Here is a 16,285-nt window from a genome sequence, read left to right on the forward strand (position 1 = left end):
ATGCCGGCGCAGATGCTGGTCCGCTTTGAAGGGGTCGCGGGGGAGTTCGCCCAGTTCGATTTCGGCGAGGTGAGCGTCCGGCTGGTTGACGGCACGCCGCCACCCGCCTGCCGCGACCGGGCCACGCCCGCGCCGCCCTCGCCGAGCCGCCGCGCGCTCTCGATCGCGCACCCGCAGGCCGCCGTAGCGCCCCGCCCACCCATTCAATCCCCATAACGCGCCTAGCCCGCAGCGGCTCAGTCCAACAGATTGTATCCGGAATGCTCACCCTCCTCTCGCTGGCGGCACCGTCGCTCCGCCCCACCGGGTGGGTGCCGGGCCGTGAGCACTCCGGATACAATCCTATACGTTAGGCGGACAGCGCATCCGTGGGCTTCTTGGAATGAATGCTGAACTTGGCGCGTTGATCCCGGGCTCGGAGGGTGTTAGCATGCAACGTTTTCTATTCCTGGCGCTCGCGCTCCTCCTTCTCCCCAGCGCGCCGAGCGCGCAGACGTTTCAGATCGATGCTCGTGAGAGTACCCAGCTCGCGTTCGACGTGTCCCCCGATGGCTCCACTTTGGTTATCGATCTCTTGGGACAACTATGGACGTTACCCGTGTCCGGAGGCGAGGCGCGCGCGCTAACGAATGCGCTGCGGGACCAGTCGGAGGATATCGATCCCGCTTTTTCGCCGGACGGTCGCTGGATCGCGTTCCAGTCGGACCGCCCGGGTGGGCGCGGCGTGTGGCTCATCCCAGCCACGGGGGGCATACCGCGGCTCGTCACGCGAATCGCCGACGACCGCGCGTGGCCGGCTTGGGCGCCGGACGGGCGGCGCATCGCACTAGCCATCTCCCAAAACCAGCTCGCCATCGTCGAGGTCGGATCTGGCAGAATTGACACGCTCGTCGTAACGGGGCCGCCCAGCTCCGCCGTGCGCGAACCACTTTGGACTGCCGACGGCCGCCACATCCTCTTCGTCAACGCGCCGCGGTACAACTCAGTGGGCGGAACAGTTTGGCGAGTGGCCGACACCGGCGGATTGGCGGCCCGTATCGGAACCGAGCGGCTGCGAGTGCTTGGGCTCGCGCGCTCGGCGGATGAGCGGCTCGCTTTCTTCGTCCGCGACAGCGCCACTCTGAAGTATCAGCTCGTTTTCGCCGATTCCGCTGCGACGCTGCTACGCCACCTCGCGAGTCACGAGGACCTGACTCCGCTGGATGCGCGCTTCACCCGCGACGGCCGAAGCGTCATCTATCACGCAGACGGGCAACTTTGGATCGTCGACACCGGAACTGATTCGCGGCGACGCATTCCCTTGCGCGCGCGCCTGAATGTGTCAAGCACGCGCCGTGAGCTGCCACCGCTCGGCTTTCCGGCGCCGGCAACTCCTCAGAGCGCCCGCGGCTTCCGCGCGCTCGAGCTGTCGCCGGATGGACGGCGAATCGCGATGGTCGCGCTCGACTCGCTGTGGCTCTTCGCACCTGGTGATCGACCGCGCGCGCTGATGGCAGTCCCTCGCGACGTGGACGAGGTCGCATGGTCGCCGGACGGCAGCAGGCTGGCCTGGGTGGCCGGTGCGGAACGCGAGGTTTATGTCGTCGATCTTTCCTCAGCTACTTCGCGCCGCGTCACCACGCTGCCGGGTCATGAGGGGCGCCCTGCATGGTCCCCGGACGGTCGTTACCTCGCGTTCTTCCACGGCCCCGAAGGTTGGCGGGAGCGGCGCCTCCGCGTCATTCGCAGCGATGTTCCGCAGCCGGTGGAAAATGCGGATTCTACGCTGCCTCTCGCCGCCAATGATGCCTTCGGCCGGTACCACCAGGCCGATAACATGGGCCAGGAAGTACTGAACTGGTCGGCCGACTCGCGCGGTGTGTACGTCCTCGACGCGCCGACACAGAAGCTGGTGCGCGCGCGACTCGACGGCGGCGCGGACACGCTGCCGGAGTCCCTACTCAACGCCACGTTCCTGCGAATCCTCGGCGACACGGTGGCGGTGTTCGTGCGCGACGACCAGCTCTGGCGCGCCCGGTTCGATCCGGCCGTCGGAGTGCATGACAGCGCGCAACTCATCGCCGACGTCGCGTTGTATCCGAGCCTCGCCGGCGATGGCGCGGTGCTGTACGTGGCCGGTGACGGGCTGCGCATCCGCGGCGGCGACGGTGCAGTGCGATCACTCGGCTGGCCCCTCACCTACCGTTCCCCTCGAGTCCCACCCCTGCTTCTCCGTTCAGTACGCGTCATAAATCCGGGGACCGGGCAGGTGACTGCGCCGCGCGACCTGCTCCTCCGCGACGGCCGCATCGCGCAGGTTGCCGATGCCGGTAAACTGCGCGCCGAGACCGGGGTCAGCGTTATCGATGCCGCCGGCCGTTTCGCGATACCGGGACTGATCGATCTGCACCAGCATTTCTGGGACGATGCGCAGCCGCCCGGCCTGGTGGCGTACGGCGTGACCACGGCGCGCGACCTCGGCTCGCCGCTCGCGCGCACGGCAGCGATGCGCGACGCAATTGACGCCGGCTTGCGCGCGGGTCCACGGATCGTTCTCGGCGGAATGCAAGTGCACGGCACCCGAAAGGCGGAATTTGGCTGGAGTGGTCAGCTCACGCAGGCGCTCGTAGATACCGGCGCGGCCGCGCGCGCGCTTGAGTTGCTGCGCGCGTTCGGCGCCGAGCACCTGAAACTGTACCAGTTCGAGCGCTGGTTCGACGCGGCGCGTATCGCGCAGCTCGCCCACGCGCATGGGATGCGCGTCACCGGACACGTCTCTCATCCACTCGCGCTCGCCTCCGAAATGGACGGCAAGGAGCATGTCGGCCGTGCGGGCGGGTACCACCGGCTCGACGCATTTGTGTACGACGACGTGGTGCAGCTTTTCCGTGGCGCCGCCACGGCTGTGGTGCCGACACTCTCCATGTTCGCGACCGCGATGCGGCTGTACGACGATTCCACTTTGCTCGCGCAACCGGAGATCCAACCCTTCCTCTCGCCCTACCTGCGCTTCTTCGCCAGCTATTTTCCCTCGCCTCCGAGCCCGGCGGCGCGCAGGGGTTGGACGCGTCTCAATGAGATCATGCGCTCCGCCACTCGCACGCTCGCAACTGGCGGCGTCCTCATCGGCGCCGGTACCGACGTTCCGCAAGTTCCGTGGGCGATGCATCTGGAGATGGAGGAGTTGGTCGCGTCGGGGTTGACGCCGGTGCAGGCACTCAGGGCCGCGACGCGGGACGCAGCAAAGATCCTCGGCGCGCCGGATCTGGGTTGCATTGCGTTTGGTTGCGTGGCCGACGTCGTCGTTCTTGATGCCAACCCCCTGGACGACATCCGCAACACGAGACGCATCTGGGTTGTCATCGCCAATGGCCGGGTCCGTCTGCGCGCCGCAGCTCAAACGAGGCGTTAGGCAGCGCCAGGCGCTGTGGGTCACGAAGTGCGCAGGCGAGGGCCTATGTGGCGCGCCGCCTAACGAGCTGTTGCAGCTGAACAAGCACTGTTTCGGATGCAGCTACGCCGCAATGGTTGTAACGTGCTCGCAGCTGAACTAAGGCGTTAGGCGTCAAACAAGGCCGAGTTGTATTACATTGGGTGCAAGGAGGTGTCCATATGAAACTCGAGTTCACAGCGGTGTTCCGGAAAGTGCCCGAGGGCTATATCGGCTTTGTCGAGGAATTGCCCGGCGCCAACACGCAGGCCGACACTCTCGACGAGGCCCGGGAAAGCCTGAGCGAGGCTGTACAGCTCGTTCTGGAGGCTAACCGCTCGCTGGCCGAGGAGAGCCTCAAGGGCCAAGACGTCATCAGAGAGCCGTTGCGCATCAGCGCCGCGTGAAGCGGCGCGACCTCATCCAGCATCTGGAGGCGCATAGTTGCGCGTTGCTGCGTGAAGGCGGCAAGCATTCGGTCTACATCAATCGCGCTGCTGGCAAGGTATCCACGATCCCGCGACATCGTGAGATCCACGAGTTGCTGGCCCGTAAGATCTGTCGCGACCTCGAGGTGCCGGGGTTTGACGCCTAACTAGGATTTGAACCTGTCGGTGGAACCTCCCTCACTTTCGTAGACACTTCCATCTAACAAGGGGGTGTCTGTGGCACGGCCAGGGCCGAGGAAGGTGCGAGAGTACAGCCTCGAGTTTAAGGTGACCGCGGTGCGGTTGAGCCAGCAGCCGGGGATCCAGGTGCAGGCGGTGGCGGCGGCGTTGGACATTCACCCGTTCATGTTGTCGCGGTGGCGCAAGCAGGTGCGCGACGGGGTGCTGCGGGGAGAGCGGCGGGCCCTGAAGGTGCCGCCGCTCCGGGAGATACGGCGGCTCCAGGATCTGGAGCGGGCGCACGCCCTGCTGCAGGAGGAGCATGCGCTCCTAAAAAAAGCCATCCGGTTCTGCTCCGCTCGAAGGCCGACACTTTTGCCTTCATTGAGGCACAGCGCGGCGGGTTCGCGGTGACGCGCCTCTGCGAGCTCTACGGGGTTACGCGCGCCGGGTTCTACGCCTGGCGCCGGCGGCCGGTGAGTGCTCGCGCGGAGCAGGACCGGGAACTCGGCCGGCAGATCGGCACCCTGTTCACCGCCCATCGCGGCCGGTACGGGAGTCCGCGGATCCATCGCGCCCTCAGGGCGGCGGGCTGGCGGGTCAGTCGCCGGCGCGTCGAGCGGTTGATGAGGGTGGCCGGCCTGCGCGCCCGTGTCGCACGGGTGTATCGGGCCAACCCCAGCCTGCATCGCTTCTTTGGTCAGCATCCCAACCGCCTGACGGCGGCCGCCGCGCGGCGGCCCGATCAGGTCTGGGTTGGGGACATCACGTATCTGGCGGTGGCGGGCCGGTGGCGCTTTCTCGCGGTGGTGCTGGATCAGTGCTCGCGGCGGGTCCTGGCCTGGACGCTCGGGCGGCGGCGCGATACGCGCCTGACGCGCCAGGTCCTCGACGCGGCGGTACGCCGGCGTCGTCCACCGCCAAGCCTGGTCTTCCACAGCGATCGGGGCAGCGAGTACGTTGGCGCGGCCTTTCGAGATCGCCTAGCCGCCCTCGGGATCCGCCAGAGCTCAGCACGGCGCGGGCCGGAGGACAATGCCCACATGGAGTCGTTCTTTCACTCACTGAAGGCCGAGCTGGTGCACGGCGCGCTGTTCACAACTGAGGCTGTGCTCCGGCAGGAGATCGGTCGCTACCTACGATACTACAACCACCAGCGACTCCACTCCGCTCTCGAGTACCGCTCGCCGGTTGACTACGAGTCGCATGTCGCGTAATACATCGGTGTCAACGAAACCGAGGGAAGATCCCGGTCCGCGGCGGCTCGTGCTATGATGTAAGCGCTGGGGCTTCGGTAGGCGCCGCACTTTCGGTGGCCGCCGCGGCCCGCGGCTTAAGCCCTATTCGTTAGGTGGCGCCTTCGGGTCTGGTCTGCCCCCCCGGTGGATAACCCCGCGCGGGGCTGTCAAGCCGTGGATCCCATGCCACGCTTTGCCACCACCGTTGCGTTGCAGCTTCATCCTAAGCCTGCCACTCCGGTCAGCTGGCCCCAGACTTCGAACGCCACTTCCAGCGCGCGCTGCGCCGCATCCAGCGCCTTCCCCAGCTCGGCAGCCCGCCTCACCCCGTCCGGCGTCAGGTACAGGTCGGGGTCCGCCAGCGCGACATTCACGCGCGCAACCTCGGCCTCACAACGCGCGACCTCGGCCTCGGCGGTCTCGAGCGCGCGGCGGGCCGAGCGCCGCGCCACCTGGTCGTGCTTGCGGGCGTCCTCGGTCAGGCGCATCTGGCGTTGCTCCTTGACGCGCCGCAGCGCCTCCTCCTCCTGAGCCGCCACCCGGGCCGCGTGCGCCCGTTCGGCGCTTGCCGCCTCCCATTCCGCGAAGGTTCCCGGATAGTCGGCGATGTGCCCGTCGTGCAGCACCCAGACTCGCGTCGTCAGCGCGCGCAGCAGCGCGCGGTCGTGGCTGACCAGGATCACGGTGCCGTCGAACTCCGCGATCGCCTCCTCCAACGACTCGATCGACTCGACGTCGAGATGGTTGGTCGGCTCGTCGAACACCAGCAGGTTGGCGCGCTCGAGCTCCAGCAGCGCCAACGCCATCCGCGCGCGCTCCCCGCCGGAGAGCGACCCGCATCGGCGCAGGACCGAGTCGCCCGAGAATCCGTACCGGCCGAGGTGCCCCTGCACCTGGCTGCGCGTCCAGCCGGCACGCCGGTCCGCGATGGCGTCGAACAGCGTCTTCTCCTCCGGCACCTGCGCCAGGTCCTGCCGGTAGTGCGAGATGCTCACCGATTCGGGGATGCGCACCCCGCCGCCGTCCGAGGCGCGCTCGCCGGTGAACACCTTGAGCAGCGTGGTCTTCCCCGCGCCGTTGGGACCCACCAGGCCGACCACTTCCCCCCGCCGCAGCGTCGCGCCGAACCCGCCTAACAGCACGCGCCGGCCGAAGGCGATGCGCACCGCCTCGGCCACCATCACCTGGTCGCCGCCGCGTTCCTTCGCCTCGAGGCGGACCACCATCACGTCCTCCTCGCCCGGCGGCGCCCCCAGGCGCGGCAACCGCTCCAGCCGCTTGCGACGCCCCTGCGCCTGCTTGCTGTTCTGCCCGGCGATGTTGCGGCGGATGTAGTCCTCCTCCTTCGCGATCTTGGTAGCCTGCTGGGAATACGCGCGCCGCTGCGCCAGCCGCCGCTCCGCGCGTTGCGCCACGAACGCAGCGTAACCCGCGTCATACGCGGTAGTGGTGCGCGCCTCGACGTGCAGGATGTGATCGGCGAACGCGTCGAGCAGGGCGCGATCGTGGGTGACGAGCATGACCGCCGCGTCGAGGCCGCGAAGGTAGTCCTCGAGCCACTGCGTCGTCTCGAGATCGAGGTGGTTGGTCGGCTCATCGAGCAACAGCAGGTCCGCGGGGGCGGCGATCTGCCTGGCGAGCGCCACCCGGCCCCGCTCGCCGCCGCTCAGGCTGGATAGCAGCTGCGTCCGCGCCGCGTCGGGATCGAACCCCAGTCCGTGCAGCACCGCGTCCACCCGCGCGGCCGCCGCGTAGCCGCCCTCGCGCTCGAACCGATGCAGGTCGCGGTCGTAGCGCTCCAGCATCGCCGGCGTTACGGCGTCACCGGCCTCGGCCATCGCGGTCATCTGCTCGCCCAGCGAATGCTCCAGCGCGAACAGCTCGGCGAAGGCCCCCGCCGCCGCCGCCCACACCGTCTCCGCCTCACCGAACCCGCGGTGCTGGTCCATCACCGTGACCCGGAGCCCGCTCGCGCGCACCACCGCGCCGCGCGAGGGAGCCAGGTCACCGCGGATCAGGTTGAAGAGGGTCGTCTTGCCGGAGCCGTTGCGGCCCAGCACCCCCCACCGCTCGCCCCGCCCGACGATGAAACCGACGTCCTGAAGCAGCGTGCGGGCGCCGAACTGCACGGCCACTCCCGAGAACGACACCAGCGTCACTTCGCCACCCATTCCTTCCAGGTCGCTTCCGCGGAGCCGATGGTCAGTTGATGCTGGTACCGCACCAGCGGCAGCTTCAGCAGCAGCGGCTCGACCGTCAGCTTTTCGAGCCAACGCTCGTCGCTGAGTCGCGCGGTGCGAAGGCCCAGCTCGGCGAATCGCTTCGATTCGGGGTCTACGAGGGCCGGCGCGCCGAACTTCTGCGCGAAGCGCCTCAGCTCACCCAGCGACGCCGCCCGCTCGTTCAGGTCCACGAAGTGCGTCTTGACCCGGCGCTCGGCGAAGAAGCGGAGCGCGGCGCGCGTGTCGGCGCTCTTCCGGAACCCGAAGATTTGGACTTCCACGCGGCGGAATCTAGAGGGGTTGAAGAGAAAGAAGGCGTTGAAGGTTGATGTTGAAGTTTGAATCCTTGACGATGAAGGCGCGACAGTTGCCGGCTCAGGCGCCCTAGTCCTTGAAGGGCGACGGCGTCCGCCGTGACCGCGGCGGCTGCGCCGCATCGAGCAGTCGCTGCAACTCCTCGTTGCTCAGTTCAAAGGGATCGCTCTCGTACGCCTCCGTACAACCGCTCCGTCCTCCATGGCGAGACGCCACCATTGACAGCAGCTTCGCGAGGCTGTAAACCGGATCGAAGAAGCAGCGCAGGCGCTGAGACAGCGTTAGCCGGCGCGCGCCGGTCAGACGGCGCTGGCGATCCGCCGCGCACTCGGGCAGGTATGGCATCGTAGGACACCGACCACGGAGGGAACATGCTCGCCGCCGTGATGTTCGCCCTCACCCTGGCAATATTTCTGTTGCTCGCGTGGCATGTGAGGAAGAGCAACCGAAATATTCGCAGCAACTACGAGGTCCTCGCGGCCAAGTTCGGCCTCCAGCTGGACGCATCGCGCAAGGTGGGCGTAACGCTGCATCCGTCTGTGGCCGGCGTGTACCGCGGTCGCGAGACTCAGGTCGCAACGCTGCTGCGGAGGCGGGGGCGGGCCCTCACCCGCGTCACGGTCGCCAAGTTGAAGCCGGCCGCTCCGTCGTTCTCCGTCCGCTGGCATGGCCGCGTCCGCCCCTCGCCGGATCAGACCCCCGTGGAGACCCGAGACGCCGAGTTCGATCGGGAACTGCGGGTGACGTCGAGCGACCCGGAGCGCCTGCGCGCCGCGCTCAATGCAGACAGGCGGGCGGGGCTGCGAGCCTTCCTGAGGGCGCGCCGGGACGGCGAGTTCATCGGAACCGACCAGGCCCTCCACTACGAAGAAGACCTCATCGTCCACACCGATGCCAAGCGGGTTCGGATCGAGTCCGTGGTCGGTTTCCTGCACGATCTCGCCAGCGCGCTCGAAGGTGGGTCCCCCGGCCCAGGAACCTCGGCCTAGGTCCGGGTGGCCTCGATGTCCGAGGAGAAGACGTTGAAGCCGCGCTCCTAGCGCGAGGCTCTCAAGGCCCGCAGCCGCCTCATGGCGTGGATGCCGAGTGCCGGCCCGATCGCGAGCACCGCGAACGCCCAACGCCACCCGATCCACCCGGCGACGTGCGGCACGAGCTGTATGGACGCCATGGTGAGGAGGAAACCGAGCGATGTCTGAAGGGTGAGCGCCGTCCCGACCGCGTGCGGCGGCGCCAGCTCGGTGACCAGCGCGCTGAACTGCGCCGAGTCGGCGACCACCGAAACGCCCCATACGATGGCGACGGCCGCGAGGAGCCACGCCGGCCCGCCGAAGCACGCACCCACCGCCAGCGAGCAGGCGCCGCTCACCCACATGGCGCGGGCGGCGAGCTTCTCGCGACCGATGCGGTCGGCGAGCCAGCCGCCCCATACACAGCCGACGCCGCCGGCGGCGATGGCGAAGAACGCCAGGACGCTGGACCCTCCGGCCGCGGCGTGCCCGCGCGCCGCGAAGCTCATCGCGAGGAAGGTCGCCAGCCAGGTCCACATCGCGTACAGCTCCCACATGTGGCCGAGGTAACCGCCGGTGGCCAGCCGGACCTCGCGGCTGCGCGCGACGATCCCGACCAGGCCCCACGAGAAGGGCCGACGCTCGAAGGCGTGCGGCCCGTCCCGATAGCCCAGGGCGACCAGTATCGCCGCGGCGAACGCTCCGACTGACGATACGACCACTACCGGCGCGACGCCCACCTCCCTCAGGCCGTGCACCAGGTAGGGCGTCGCCTTTCCCACGGTGAGGGCGCCGACGATGGTCCCGATCGCGAGCCCGCGGCCGTCCTTGAACCAGGTCGCGATCATCTTCATCGCGGGCGGATAGACGCCCGCGAAGCAGACGCCGGTCGCGAAGCGGAGCACCAGGGCGGCGGGGTAGGACGGCGCGACGAGCAGCGCGGCGTTGACCGTCCCCGCGAGCACCGCGGCGCCGGCGAAGTAGAACCGCGACGGGATGATGTCGGCCAGGTTGAGGACGGCCGCGGCCGCGGTCCCCACCACGAACCCGAGCTGCACGACGGTCGTGAGCCAGCCGGCCTCGCTCTCGCTCAGGTGCCACAACTCCGACAGCTGCGGCGCCAGCGCGCTCGCCGAGAACCACGCCGACATACCGAGCAGCTCGGCCGTCGCGAGCAGGGCGAGGATGCGGCGGCGGGTCATTCCGGGGCGATGGCGGCGCGGAACAGCACCGCGCCCCGCGTGAGACCCTCGGCGACCCCGACCAGCACCACCGCGTCGCCTTCCATGAAGCGGAAGCCCGGATCTGGGGTGTACAGCGCGGCGTCGCCGCGGATCACGGCGATCACGGTCGCGCCGGTCTGGTGGCGCAGGTTCAGTGTCCCGGCGTTCTCGCCGATGGCGGGCGCGTTAGGCTCGACGATCACCGTCTCGATCGCCACCAGCTTCTCGAGGTGGGCGAGCGACGAGACGAGGTGGCCCGTCGGCGCGGGCCCCCGCAGTGCCTCGTAGTGGCCGCGGCGCGCGGAGGCCACTTCGCGCCGGAGGGTGCTGGTGGGCAGGCCGTAGCGCCGGAGCACGCGGGAGAAGATCTCGAGCGACGTCTCGAACTCCTCCGGAACTACTTCGTTGGCCCCAAGCTGCTGCAGCTCCTCCATGGCCGCGACGTACCGCGTCCTCACTACGATGTGCAGCTTCGGATTGAGGCCCCGCGCCACGGCCACGCCCCGGCGCTCGACGTCGGGCGCCGCGATGCAGAACACGATCACCCGCGCGCGCTTCACCCCCACGCGTTCGAGCACCTCCGGGTTCGTGCCGTCACCGAAGAGGATCACCTCGTCCCGTTCCCGGGCCTCCCGCACCACGCCCCCGTGCTGCTCGAGGATGACGTAGGCGATGCCCGTGGAGCGGAGAGCGCGCGCCATGTTGCGGCCATTCAGGCCGTAGCCCACGATGATCACGTGGTCGCGCAGCGCCGCCACCGACAGCTGTTCGTCGGTCTGCATCTCCAGCGGCACGTTTCCGGCGAGGCGGGCGATCCACTCGGCGACCCGCGGCGCCACCGCGATGAGGAACGGCGCCGCCAGCATGGTGAGCACGGTCGCGGCAAGAAAGAGTTGATAACGCGGCCCGTTCAACAGCCCCGCCGTGGCTCCGGCGCCCGCCAACACGAAGGAGAACTCGCCGATCTGCGCCAGGCCGAAGCCCGCCGTGATGCTGGTGGCCAGCGTGCGCTTCAGGCTGCGCACCGCACCGGCCGCGATCACCGCCTTCACCACCACGATCGTCGCCACCAGCCCCAGCACCAGCAGAGGCTCACGCAGAATGGTGCCCGGATCCAGGAGCATCCCCACGGAAGTGAAGAAGATCCCGCTGAAGGTGTCGCGGAACGGGAGGATGTCCGACAACGCCTGAAGGCCGTACTCCGATTCCGAGATCACGAGCCCCGCGATGAAGGCGCCGAGCGCGAGCGACACGCCGAAGAGCGAGGTGACGTAGGCCGCGCCCAAGCCGAGGAAGACAACGCAGAGCGTGAATATCTCGCGGTTGCGAAGGCGGACCACGTGCTCGAGCATCTTCGGCACGAGGACGCGTCCGAACACGATCAGTCCGGCGACCGGCAGGAGGCCGATGCCGATCCCACGCAGCGCCGCGCCCACCCCGCCCGCCGAGCCCGCCAGGAACGGCACCAGGAGCATCACCGGCACGACGGCGAGGTCCTGGAAGATCGCGATCGCAACCACCACACGGCCGTGCGCGGTGTCGAGCTCGTAGCGCTGCGCGTAGACCTTCAGGATGATGGCCGTGGAGGAGAACGCCACCAGCGCACCCGCGAACACGGCGCTGGCGGGAGGCAGGCCGGCCGCGAGTCCGATGAGCCCGAACACTCCGAGGCTGGCCAGGATCTGGACCGCGCCGCCCTGAAGCACCTCGCGACCCAGCTTCAGGACCCGCGACAACTCGAGCTCCAGGCCGATGGCGAAGAGCAGCAGCACGGCGCCGACCTCGGCCAGTTGCCCGACCGTTTCGCCTTCGCCGATCAGCCCGAAAGCGTGCGGACCGATGACCAGACCGGTGAGCAGGAACCCCACGAGCGACGGGATCTTGACCCGGTGCGCGGCCATCACCACCGGGATCGCCACGGCGACGAGGATCACGAGGTCGCGGAGGATCGGGATATCGTGCACCCGACAAACCTAGCGAAATCGCACGGTTCCGCCATTATCATTGGGCCCATGCACACCGCCCGACGCACCCACGGCTTCACCGAGTCCGTCATCCGAGCGATGACGCGCCTCGCTAACGAGCACCAGGCCATCAACCTCGCGCAGGGGTTCCCCAACTTCCCCTGCCCGGACGTCCTCAAGGAGGCCGCCGCCAAGGCCATCCGGGACGACGTCAACCAGTACGCCATCACCTGGGGCGCGAAGCGCTTGCGCGACGCGCTGGTGAAGAAGTACGCGGAGTGGTACGGGATGACCGTCGACCCCGAGACGGAGATCACCGTGACGTGCGGCGCCACCGAGGCGATGGCCGCGACGCTCCTCGCCATCGTGGACCCAGGCGATGAGGTGATCGTCTTCGAGCCGTTCTACGAGAACTATGGGCCCGACGCCATCCTGTGCGGCGCGACCCCGGTCTACGTGCCTATGATGCCGGGCGAGCCGCTCGACCTCGACCGGGTCGCCGCCGCGTTCAGCGACCGGACGCGCGCCATCATCGTCAACACGCCTAACAACCCCACCGGCAACGTGCTGTCGCGGGTGGAGCTAGAGGCGATCGCCGAGCTGTGCCGGCGCCACGACGCCTGGGCGGTGACCGACGAGATCTACGAGCACATCTACTACGAGGGGGAGCACGTCCCCATCGCCACGCTGCCCGGAATGCGCGAGCGGACCATCACCATCAGCGGCGCGTCCAAGACCTTCAGCATCACCGGCTGGCGCGTGGGGACGATCGTGGCGCCCGAGGGTGTGACCGGCGCCATCCGCAAGGTGCACGACTTTCTAACCGTGGGTTCACCGGCGCCGCTCCAGGAGGCGGTCGCCGCGGGCCTCGAGCAGCTGGGGAAGGAATACTATCTCGGACTCGCCGGCGAGTACCGGGAGCGACGTGACACGTTGATGAAGGGGCTGCTCGCGGCGGGGTTCCGCTGCAAGGCGCCGGCCGGCGCCTACTACATCCTCACCGACTTCTCGGCGTTGAGCGACCTGCCGGACGATGAGTTCGCCTTCTGGCTCACTCGCGAGGTGCGAGTGGCGCCCGTGCCGGGGTCGAGCTTCTACAGCCGGCCCGAGCTGGGGCGGCGCTACGTGCGGTTCGCCTTCTGCAAGACGCTGCCGATGCTGGAGGAGGCGGCGCGGCGGCTGGCAAGCATCGCGACAAGCAGCTAGCGCCGGCCGCCTCGCGGCTGAAGCCGCGGCTCGGCGAAAAGCCTGTCGCTAAAGCGACGCAAGGCACCGCTCGGCGCCGCTTTAGCGGCAGATGCCGAGCCGCGGCTTCAGCCGCGAGAGACTGCGCCCGAGGCGCGGCGCCAGTAGACGAACACCGGCACGCCGAGCAACAACAGCCCCGCCCCGATTGCCGCGTTCTTCGGGTTCGACGCCACGGAACTGGCCACCACGTAGATCGCGGCCAGCGCGAAGAGCGCCGGCGTGAGCGGATAGAGCGGCGCACGGAAACCCGGCCCTGAAGTCGCACCGGCCTTCCGTTCTCTGGCGCGGTACACCAGCAGCGTCGACGCGGTCAGGCCGAAGAAGATCCAGTCCCCGAACACCACGTAATCCAGCAGCTGACCGTACGTGCCCGAGAGCGTCAGCACGATGGCCCACGCACCCTGGAGCACGATCGCCGGCGTGGGCGTGCGGAACCTCGGATGCAACGCCGCCAGCTGTGGGAGGAATATTCCGTCGGCGGCCATCGCCTGGTAGACCCGCGGCGTCACCAGGATGACCAGGTTGAGGAACCCGAACGTCGAGGCCGCGATCCCGGCGGCGATCAGCTTCGCGCCCACCGGCCCCACGACCGCGGCCATCACGCCGGCCGCCGGGGCCGCGCTCGCGGCGAGCCCGTTCACGCCGAGCGTCCTCAAGTACGCCAGGTTGGCCAGCACGTACACGGTCACGACCGCCGCCGTGCCCAGCAGGATCGCGCGCGGCAGCGTCCGCTCCGCGTCCACCATCTCCTCGGCGATGAAGTTGGACTGCTGCCACCCGCCGTACGCGAACAGGATCGGCACCAGCGCGGCGCCCACCGCCACGAACGTCCCGCCCGCGCCGGTCGGGGCGGCGATCGCCGGCGCGGCCGCCGATGGCGCCACAACAATGTCCGACCCGAGGCCGGCCGCTATCAGCACCGCAAGCGCGGCGAGCTTCAGCACGGTGAAGACGTTCTGCGTGACCGCACCCGGCCTCACGCCTACGTAGTTCACCGCCGACAGCAGAACGATCGCACCGACAGCGAGCGGAACCGTGGCCCCGGTGCCCAGGCCCAGCAGCGGCCCGGCATAGCTCGCGAAGGTCACTGCGACCGCGGCGATCGCGCCGGTGGAGATCACCAGCAGCAGCGCCCACCCGTAGAGAAAGGCCGGGAGAGGGCCGTAGGCGTCGCGCAGGTACGCGTAGCCGCCGCCCACCCGAGGCATCCGGTTCCCCAGCTCGGCGAAGCAGAAGGCGCCCAGGAGCGTGATCACGCCGCCCAGCGCCCACGCGAAAGTCGTGAGCCCTGATGTGCCGACGCGCTGCGCGACGATGGAGGGATTGAGGAAGATCCCCGACCCTATGACCCCGCCGATGACGACCATCGTGGCGGAGAAGAGGCCGAGGCGGCGGGCGTAGGTGACGGAGGGAGCCGCGGTCACTCCCCCCAAGCTACGGTGTGCCGGACCGCGCGGGTCTGCCGGAGGAGTGCCGCGCGCCTCGCCGCCGGCATCCGCTCGATGGCGTATCGCACCGTCGTGCGCGGGATTCGCGGGCCGTGCGCCTGAAGAAAGCGCTCCAGGCGCGCCGAGTCGGTCTTCCCCGCCTCGCGCAGCAGCCAGCCGCACGCCTTGTGGATGAGGTCCTCGCCGTCGTCGAGGAGCGACTCCACGACTCCATACGCCGCCTCGAGCTGCTCGCCCTTCCGAGCCAGCGGCACGAACGTGACGACCGCCGCGCGCCGAAGCCACATGTTGGGGGAGCCACTCCAGCTCTCGACAGCGGGGATGAGCGCCGGATGGCAACGCATCAGCGGCGTGAGCACCGCCGGACAGAGCGCGTCTATGAGCGCCCAGTTGTTGCAGAGGTTCGCCGCGATCCACTTTTTCACGGTCGTGAGCAGCGCCCGGCTGAACGTCTTCTCGAAACGGCCGAGAGTCCAGAAGCCGACCCACTTGGTCTCCATCTCCGGCCGGCGGACGCACCGGTCGCAATAGGCGATGGCCTCGTCGGTGGTCCACGCAGCGCGAACGAGCGCGTACAGCTCCTTCGCTATGCCGCGCGCCTCCGGGACCGAGACGCCGTGGAGCGCGACGCCCTCCGGACTCTTGAAGTAGGCGAGCGCCCCGCGCGCAACCTCGGGACTCCCCGCATCGCGGAGCCGTCGCGTGGTGAGCGCGGCGAGCTGCTTCGGTGTCATCCGTCGGATCATGGCCTTGATAGTGCGCCGGGCCCGCGGCTGGCGGAAGGGCGCGCCCGTACCGCATACTCGTTCCCCATGCCGCTGCTGCTGACCGAATCCGACGTGGCCCGCTGCCTCGACATGGCGAGCCTGATCCCCCTCATGCGCGAGACCCTGGCGCGCTTCTCCCGCGGCGAGGCACGCCAGCCGGTGCGCCAGTCGCTCACCGTGCGGCCCTTTGGATTCTATGGCGTCATGCCTGCCCACGTGCCGCCCATGGACGGCCGGCCCGGCGCGCTCGGACTGAAGTCGGTGAGCTTCTATCCGCGCAACGACGAGCGCGGGCTCCCCACCCACCTCGCCACGATCCTGCTCCTGGATCCCGAGACCGGCGGCCTCGAAGCGATCGTGGATGGCCGGCTCATCACGGAGCTGCGCACTGCAGCCGTCTCCGCCGTCTCGGTGGAGCTGCTCGCCCGCCAGGGCCCGGCGACGCTGGCGCTGATCGGTGCGGGCGTGCAGGCGCGGAGCCACCTCGAGGCGATTGCCCTGGTGCGACCGCTCGTCGAGGTGCGCGTCTGGTCGCGGAAAGAAGCGACGGCGCGGCGCTTCGCGGGGGACATGCAGGGACGGATCTCGTGCGCCATCCGGCCCATGGCGTCGGTGCGCGATGCCGTGCATGGCGCCACGCTCGTCGCCACCGCGTGCTCCGCGACCGAACCGGTGCTCGAAGGTGCATGGCTCGAACCCGGTATGCACCTCTGCGTGGTCGGATCATCGAGCCCGAAGATGCGCGAGGTGGACACGGAAACGGTGCTGCGCAGCCGGGTGTTCATCGACTCGCGCGAAGCCGGCGCCGCAGAGGCGGGCGACCTTCTGATCCC

Annotated in this window: 16 protein-coding genes; 9 read left to right on the forward strand and 7 right to left on the reverse strand. The window is 68.9% G+C overall.

Features of this window, described 5'->3' with window-relative positions:
- The 6 genes from Q8Q85_07255 to Q8Q85_07280 all read left to right on the forward strand — a co-directional run.
- The coding region (locus Q8Q85_07255; protein ID MDP3774052.1) for a hypothetical protein at positions 1-216 on the forward strand (216 nt) is incomplete at its 5' end.
- Positions 217-430: 214 nt separating this feature from the next.
- Entirely contained in the window at positions 431-3,391 is a 2,961-nt protein-coding gene (locus Q8Q85_07260; protein MDP3774053.1) for an amidohydrolase family protein, read from the forward strand.
- A 200-nt stretch (positions 3,392-3,591) separates the two neighbouring features.
- A complete protein-coding gene (locus tag Q8Q85_07265; GenBank protein MDP3774054.1) occupies positions 3,592-3,816 on the forward strand; it encodes a type II toxin-antitoxin system HicB family antitoxin in 225 nt (74 codons plus the stop codon).
- A complete protein-coding gene (locus Q8Q85_07270; protein MDP3774055.1) occupies positions 3,813-4,004 on the forward strand; it encodes a type II toxin-antitoxin system HicA family toxin in 192 nt (63 codons plus the stop codon). Before Q8Q85_07265 ends, Q8Q85_07270 begins: the two co-directional genes overlap by 4 nt.
- 94 nt (positions 4,005-4,098) lie before the next feature.
- The gene (locus Q8Q85_07275; GenBank protein ID MDP3774056.1) at positions 4,099-4,431 is read left to right on the forward strand and encodes a transposase; all 333 of its coding nucleotides are present in this window, start codon (positions 4,099-4,101) and stop codon (positions 4,429-4,431) included.
- A complete protein-coding gene (locus Q8Q85_07280) occupies positions 4,401-5,234 on the forward strand; it encodes an IS3 family transposase (protein MDP3774057.1) in 834 nt (277 codons plus the stop codon). Before Q8Q85_07275 ends, Q8Q85_07280 begins: the two co-directional genes overlap by 31 nt.
- Positions 5,235-5,473: 239 nt before the next feature.
- Here the strand turns inward: Q8Q85_07280 and Q8Q85_07285 are convergent, their stop codons facing one another.
- The 3 genes from Q8Q85_07285 to Q8Q85_07295 form a co-directional block, all read right to left on the reverse strand.
- A complete protein-coding gene (locus tag Q8Q85_07285; protein MDP3774058.1) occupies positions 5,474-7,426 on the reverse strand; it encodes an ABC-F family ATP-binding cassette domain-containing protein in 1,953 nt (650 codons plus the stop codon).
- Positions 7,411-7,758: an ArsC/Spx/MgsR family protein gene (locus Q8Q85_07290; GenBank protein ID MDP3774059.1), complete on the reverse strand. Its 348-nt coding sequence runs from the start codon at positions 7,756-7,758 to the stop codon at positions 7,411-7,413. Before Q8Q85_07290 ends, Q8Q85_07285 begins: the two co-directional genes overlap by 16 nt.
- A gap of 103 nt (positions 7,759-7,861) precedes the next feature.
- Positions 7,862-8,137: a hypothetical protein gene (locus Q8Q85_07295; GenBank protein ID MDP3774060.1), complete on the reverse strand. Its 276-nt coding sequence runs from the start codon at positions 8,135-8,137 to the stop codon at positions 7,862-7,864.
- 26 nt (positions 8,138-8,163) lie between these two features.
- Here Q8Q85_07295 and Q8Q85_07300 point away from each other — a divergent pair, with 26 nt between their 5' ends.
- Positions 8,164-8,781, forward strand: a complete 618-nt coding sequence (locus Q8Q85_07300) for a hypothetical protein (GenBank protein ID MDP3774061.1) — start codon at positions 8,164-8,166, stop codon at positions 8,779-8,781.
- 47 nt (positions 8,782-8,828) lie between these two features.
- Here the strand turns inward: Q8Q85_07300 and Q8Q85_07305 are convergent, their stop codons facing one another.
- The gene (locus Q8Q85_07305) at positions 8,829-10,004 is read right to left on the reverse strand and encodes an MFS transporter (GenBank protein MDP3774062.1); all 1,176 of its coding nucleotides are present in this window, start codon (positions 10,002-10,004) and stop codon (positions 8,829-8,831) included.
- A complete protein-coding gene (locus tag Q8Q85_07310; protein MDP3774063.1) occupies positions 10,001-11,989 on the reverse strand; it encodes a cation:proton antiporter in 1,989 nt (662 codons plus the stop codon). The genes Q8Q85_07305 and Q8Q85_07310 overlap by 4 nt, the downstream gene beginning before the upstream one ends.
- A 48-nt stretch (positions 11,990-12,037) precedes the next feature.
- Between Q8Q85_07310 and Q8Q85_07315 the strand changes: the two genes are divergently transcribed.
- Positions 12,038-13,195: an aminotransferase class I/II-fold pyridoxal phosphate-dependent enzyme gene (locus Q8Q85_07315; protein ID MDP3774064.1), complete on the forward strand. Its 1,158-nt coding sequence runs from the start codon at positions 12,038-12,040 to the stop codon at positions 13,193-13,195.
- A gap of 107 nt (positions 13,196-13,302) precedes the next feature.
- On the opposite strand, the gene Q8Q85_07320 is transcribed toward Q8Q85_07315, so the two are convergent.
- Positions 13,303-14,661: an amino acid permease gene (locus Q8Q85_07320; GenBank protein MDP3774065.1), complete on the reverse strand. Its 1,359-nt coding sequence runs from the start codon at positions 14,659-14,661 to the stop codon at positions 13,303-13,305.
- On the reverse strand, positions 14,658-15,419 hold the full coding sequence (locus Q8Q85_07325; GenBank protein ID MDP3774066.1) for a DNA alkylation repair protein: 762 nt from the start codon (positions 15,417-15,419) through the stop codon (positions 14,658-14,660). The genes Q8Q85_07320 and Q8Q85_07325 overlap by 4 nt, the downstream gene beginning before the upstream one ends.
- A 78-nt stretch (positions 15,420-15,497) precedes the next feature.
- Here Q8Q85_07325 and Q8Q85_07330 point away from each other — a divergent pair.
- Positions 15,498-16,285 (forward strand): ornithine cyclodeaminase family protein (locus tag Q8Q85_07330; protein ID MDP3774067.1); only part of this gene is annotated, 788 nt, incomplete at its 3' end.

This window comes from Gemmatimonadales bacterium (assembly GCA_030697825.1).
Classification (GTDB): Bacteria; Gemmatimonadota; Gemmatimonadetes; order Gemmatimonadales; family JACORV01; genus JACORV01.

Bases quoted from the DNA above. Each gene is read 5' to 3' on its own strand.
- Q8Q85_07260 (MDP3774053.1), top strand. From the start codon at position 431: ATGCAACGTTTTCTATTCCTGGCGCTCGCGCTCCTCCTTCTCCCCAGC.
- Q8Q85_07265 (MDP3774054.1), top strand. From the start codon at position 3,592: ATGAAACTCGAGTTCACAGCGGTGTTCCGGAAAGTGCCCGAGGGCTAT.
- Q8Q85_07285 (MDP3774058.1), bottom strand. From the start codon at position 7,426: ATGGGTGGCGAAGTGACGCTGGTGTCGTTCTCGGGAGTGGCCGTGCAG.
- Q8Q85_07295 (MDP3774060.1), bottom strand. From the start codon at position 8,137: ATGCCATACCTGCCCGAGTGCGCGGCGGATCGCCAGCGCCGTCTGACC.
- Q8Q85_07300 (MDP3774061.1), top strand. From the start codon at position 8,164: ATGCTCGCCGCCGTGATGTTCGCCCTCACCCTGGCAATATTTCTGTTG.
- Q8Q85_07305 (MDP3774062.1), bottom strand. From the start codon at position 10,004: ATGACCCGCCGCCGCATCCTCGCCCTGCTCGCGACGGCCGAGCTGCTC.
- Q8Q85_07315 (MDP3774064.1), top strand. From the start codon at position 12,038: ATGCACACCGCCCGACGCACCCACGGCTTCACCGAGTCCGTCATCCGA.
- Q8Q85_07325 (MDP3774066.1), bottom strand. From the start codon at position 15,419: ATGACACCGAAGCAGCTCGCCGCGCTCACCACGCGACGGCTCCGCGAT.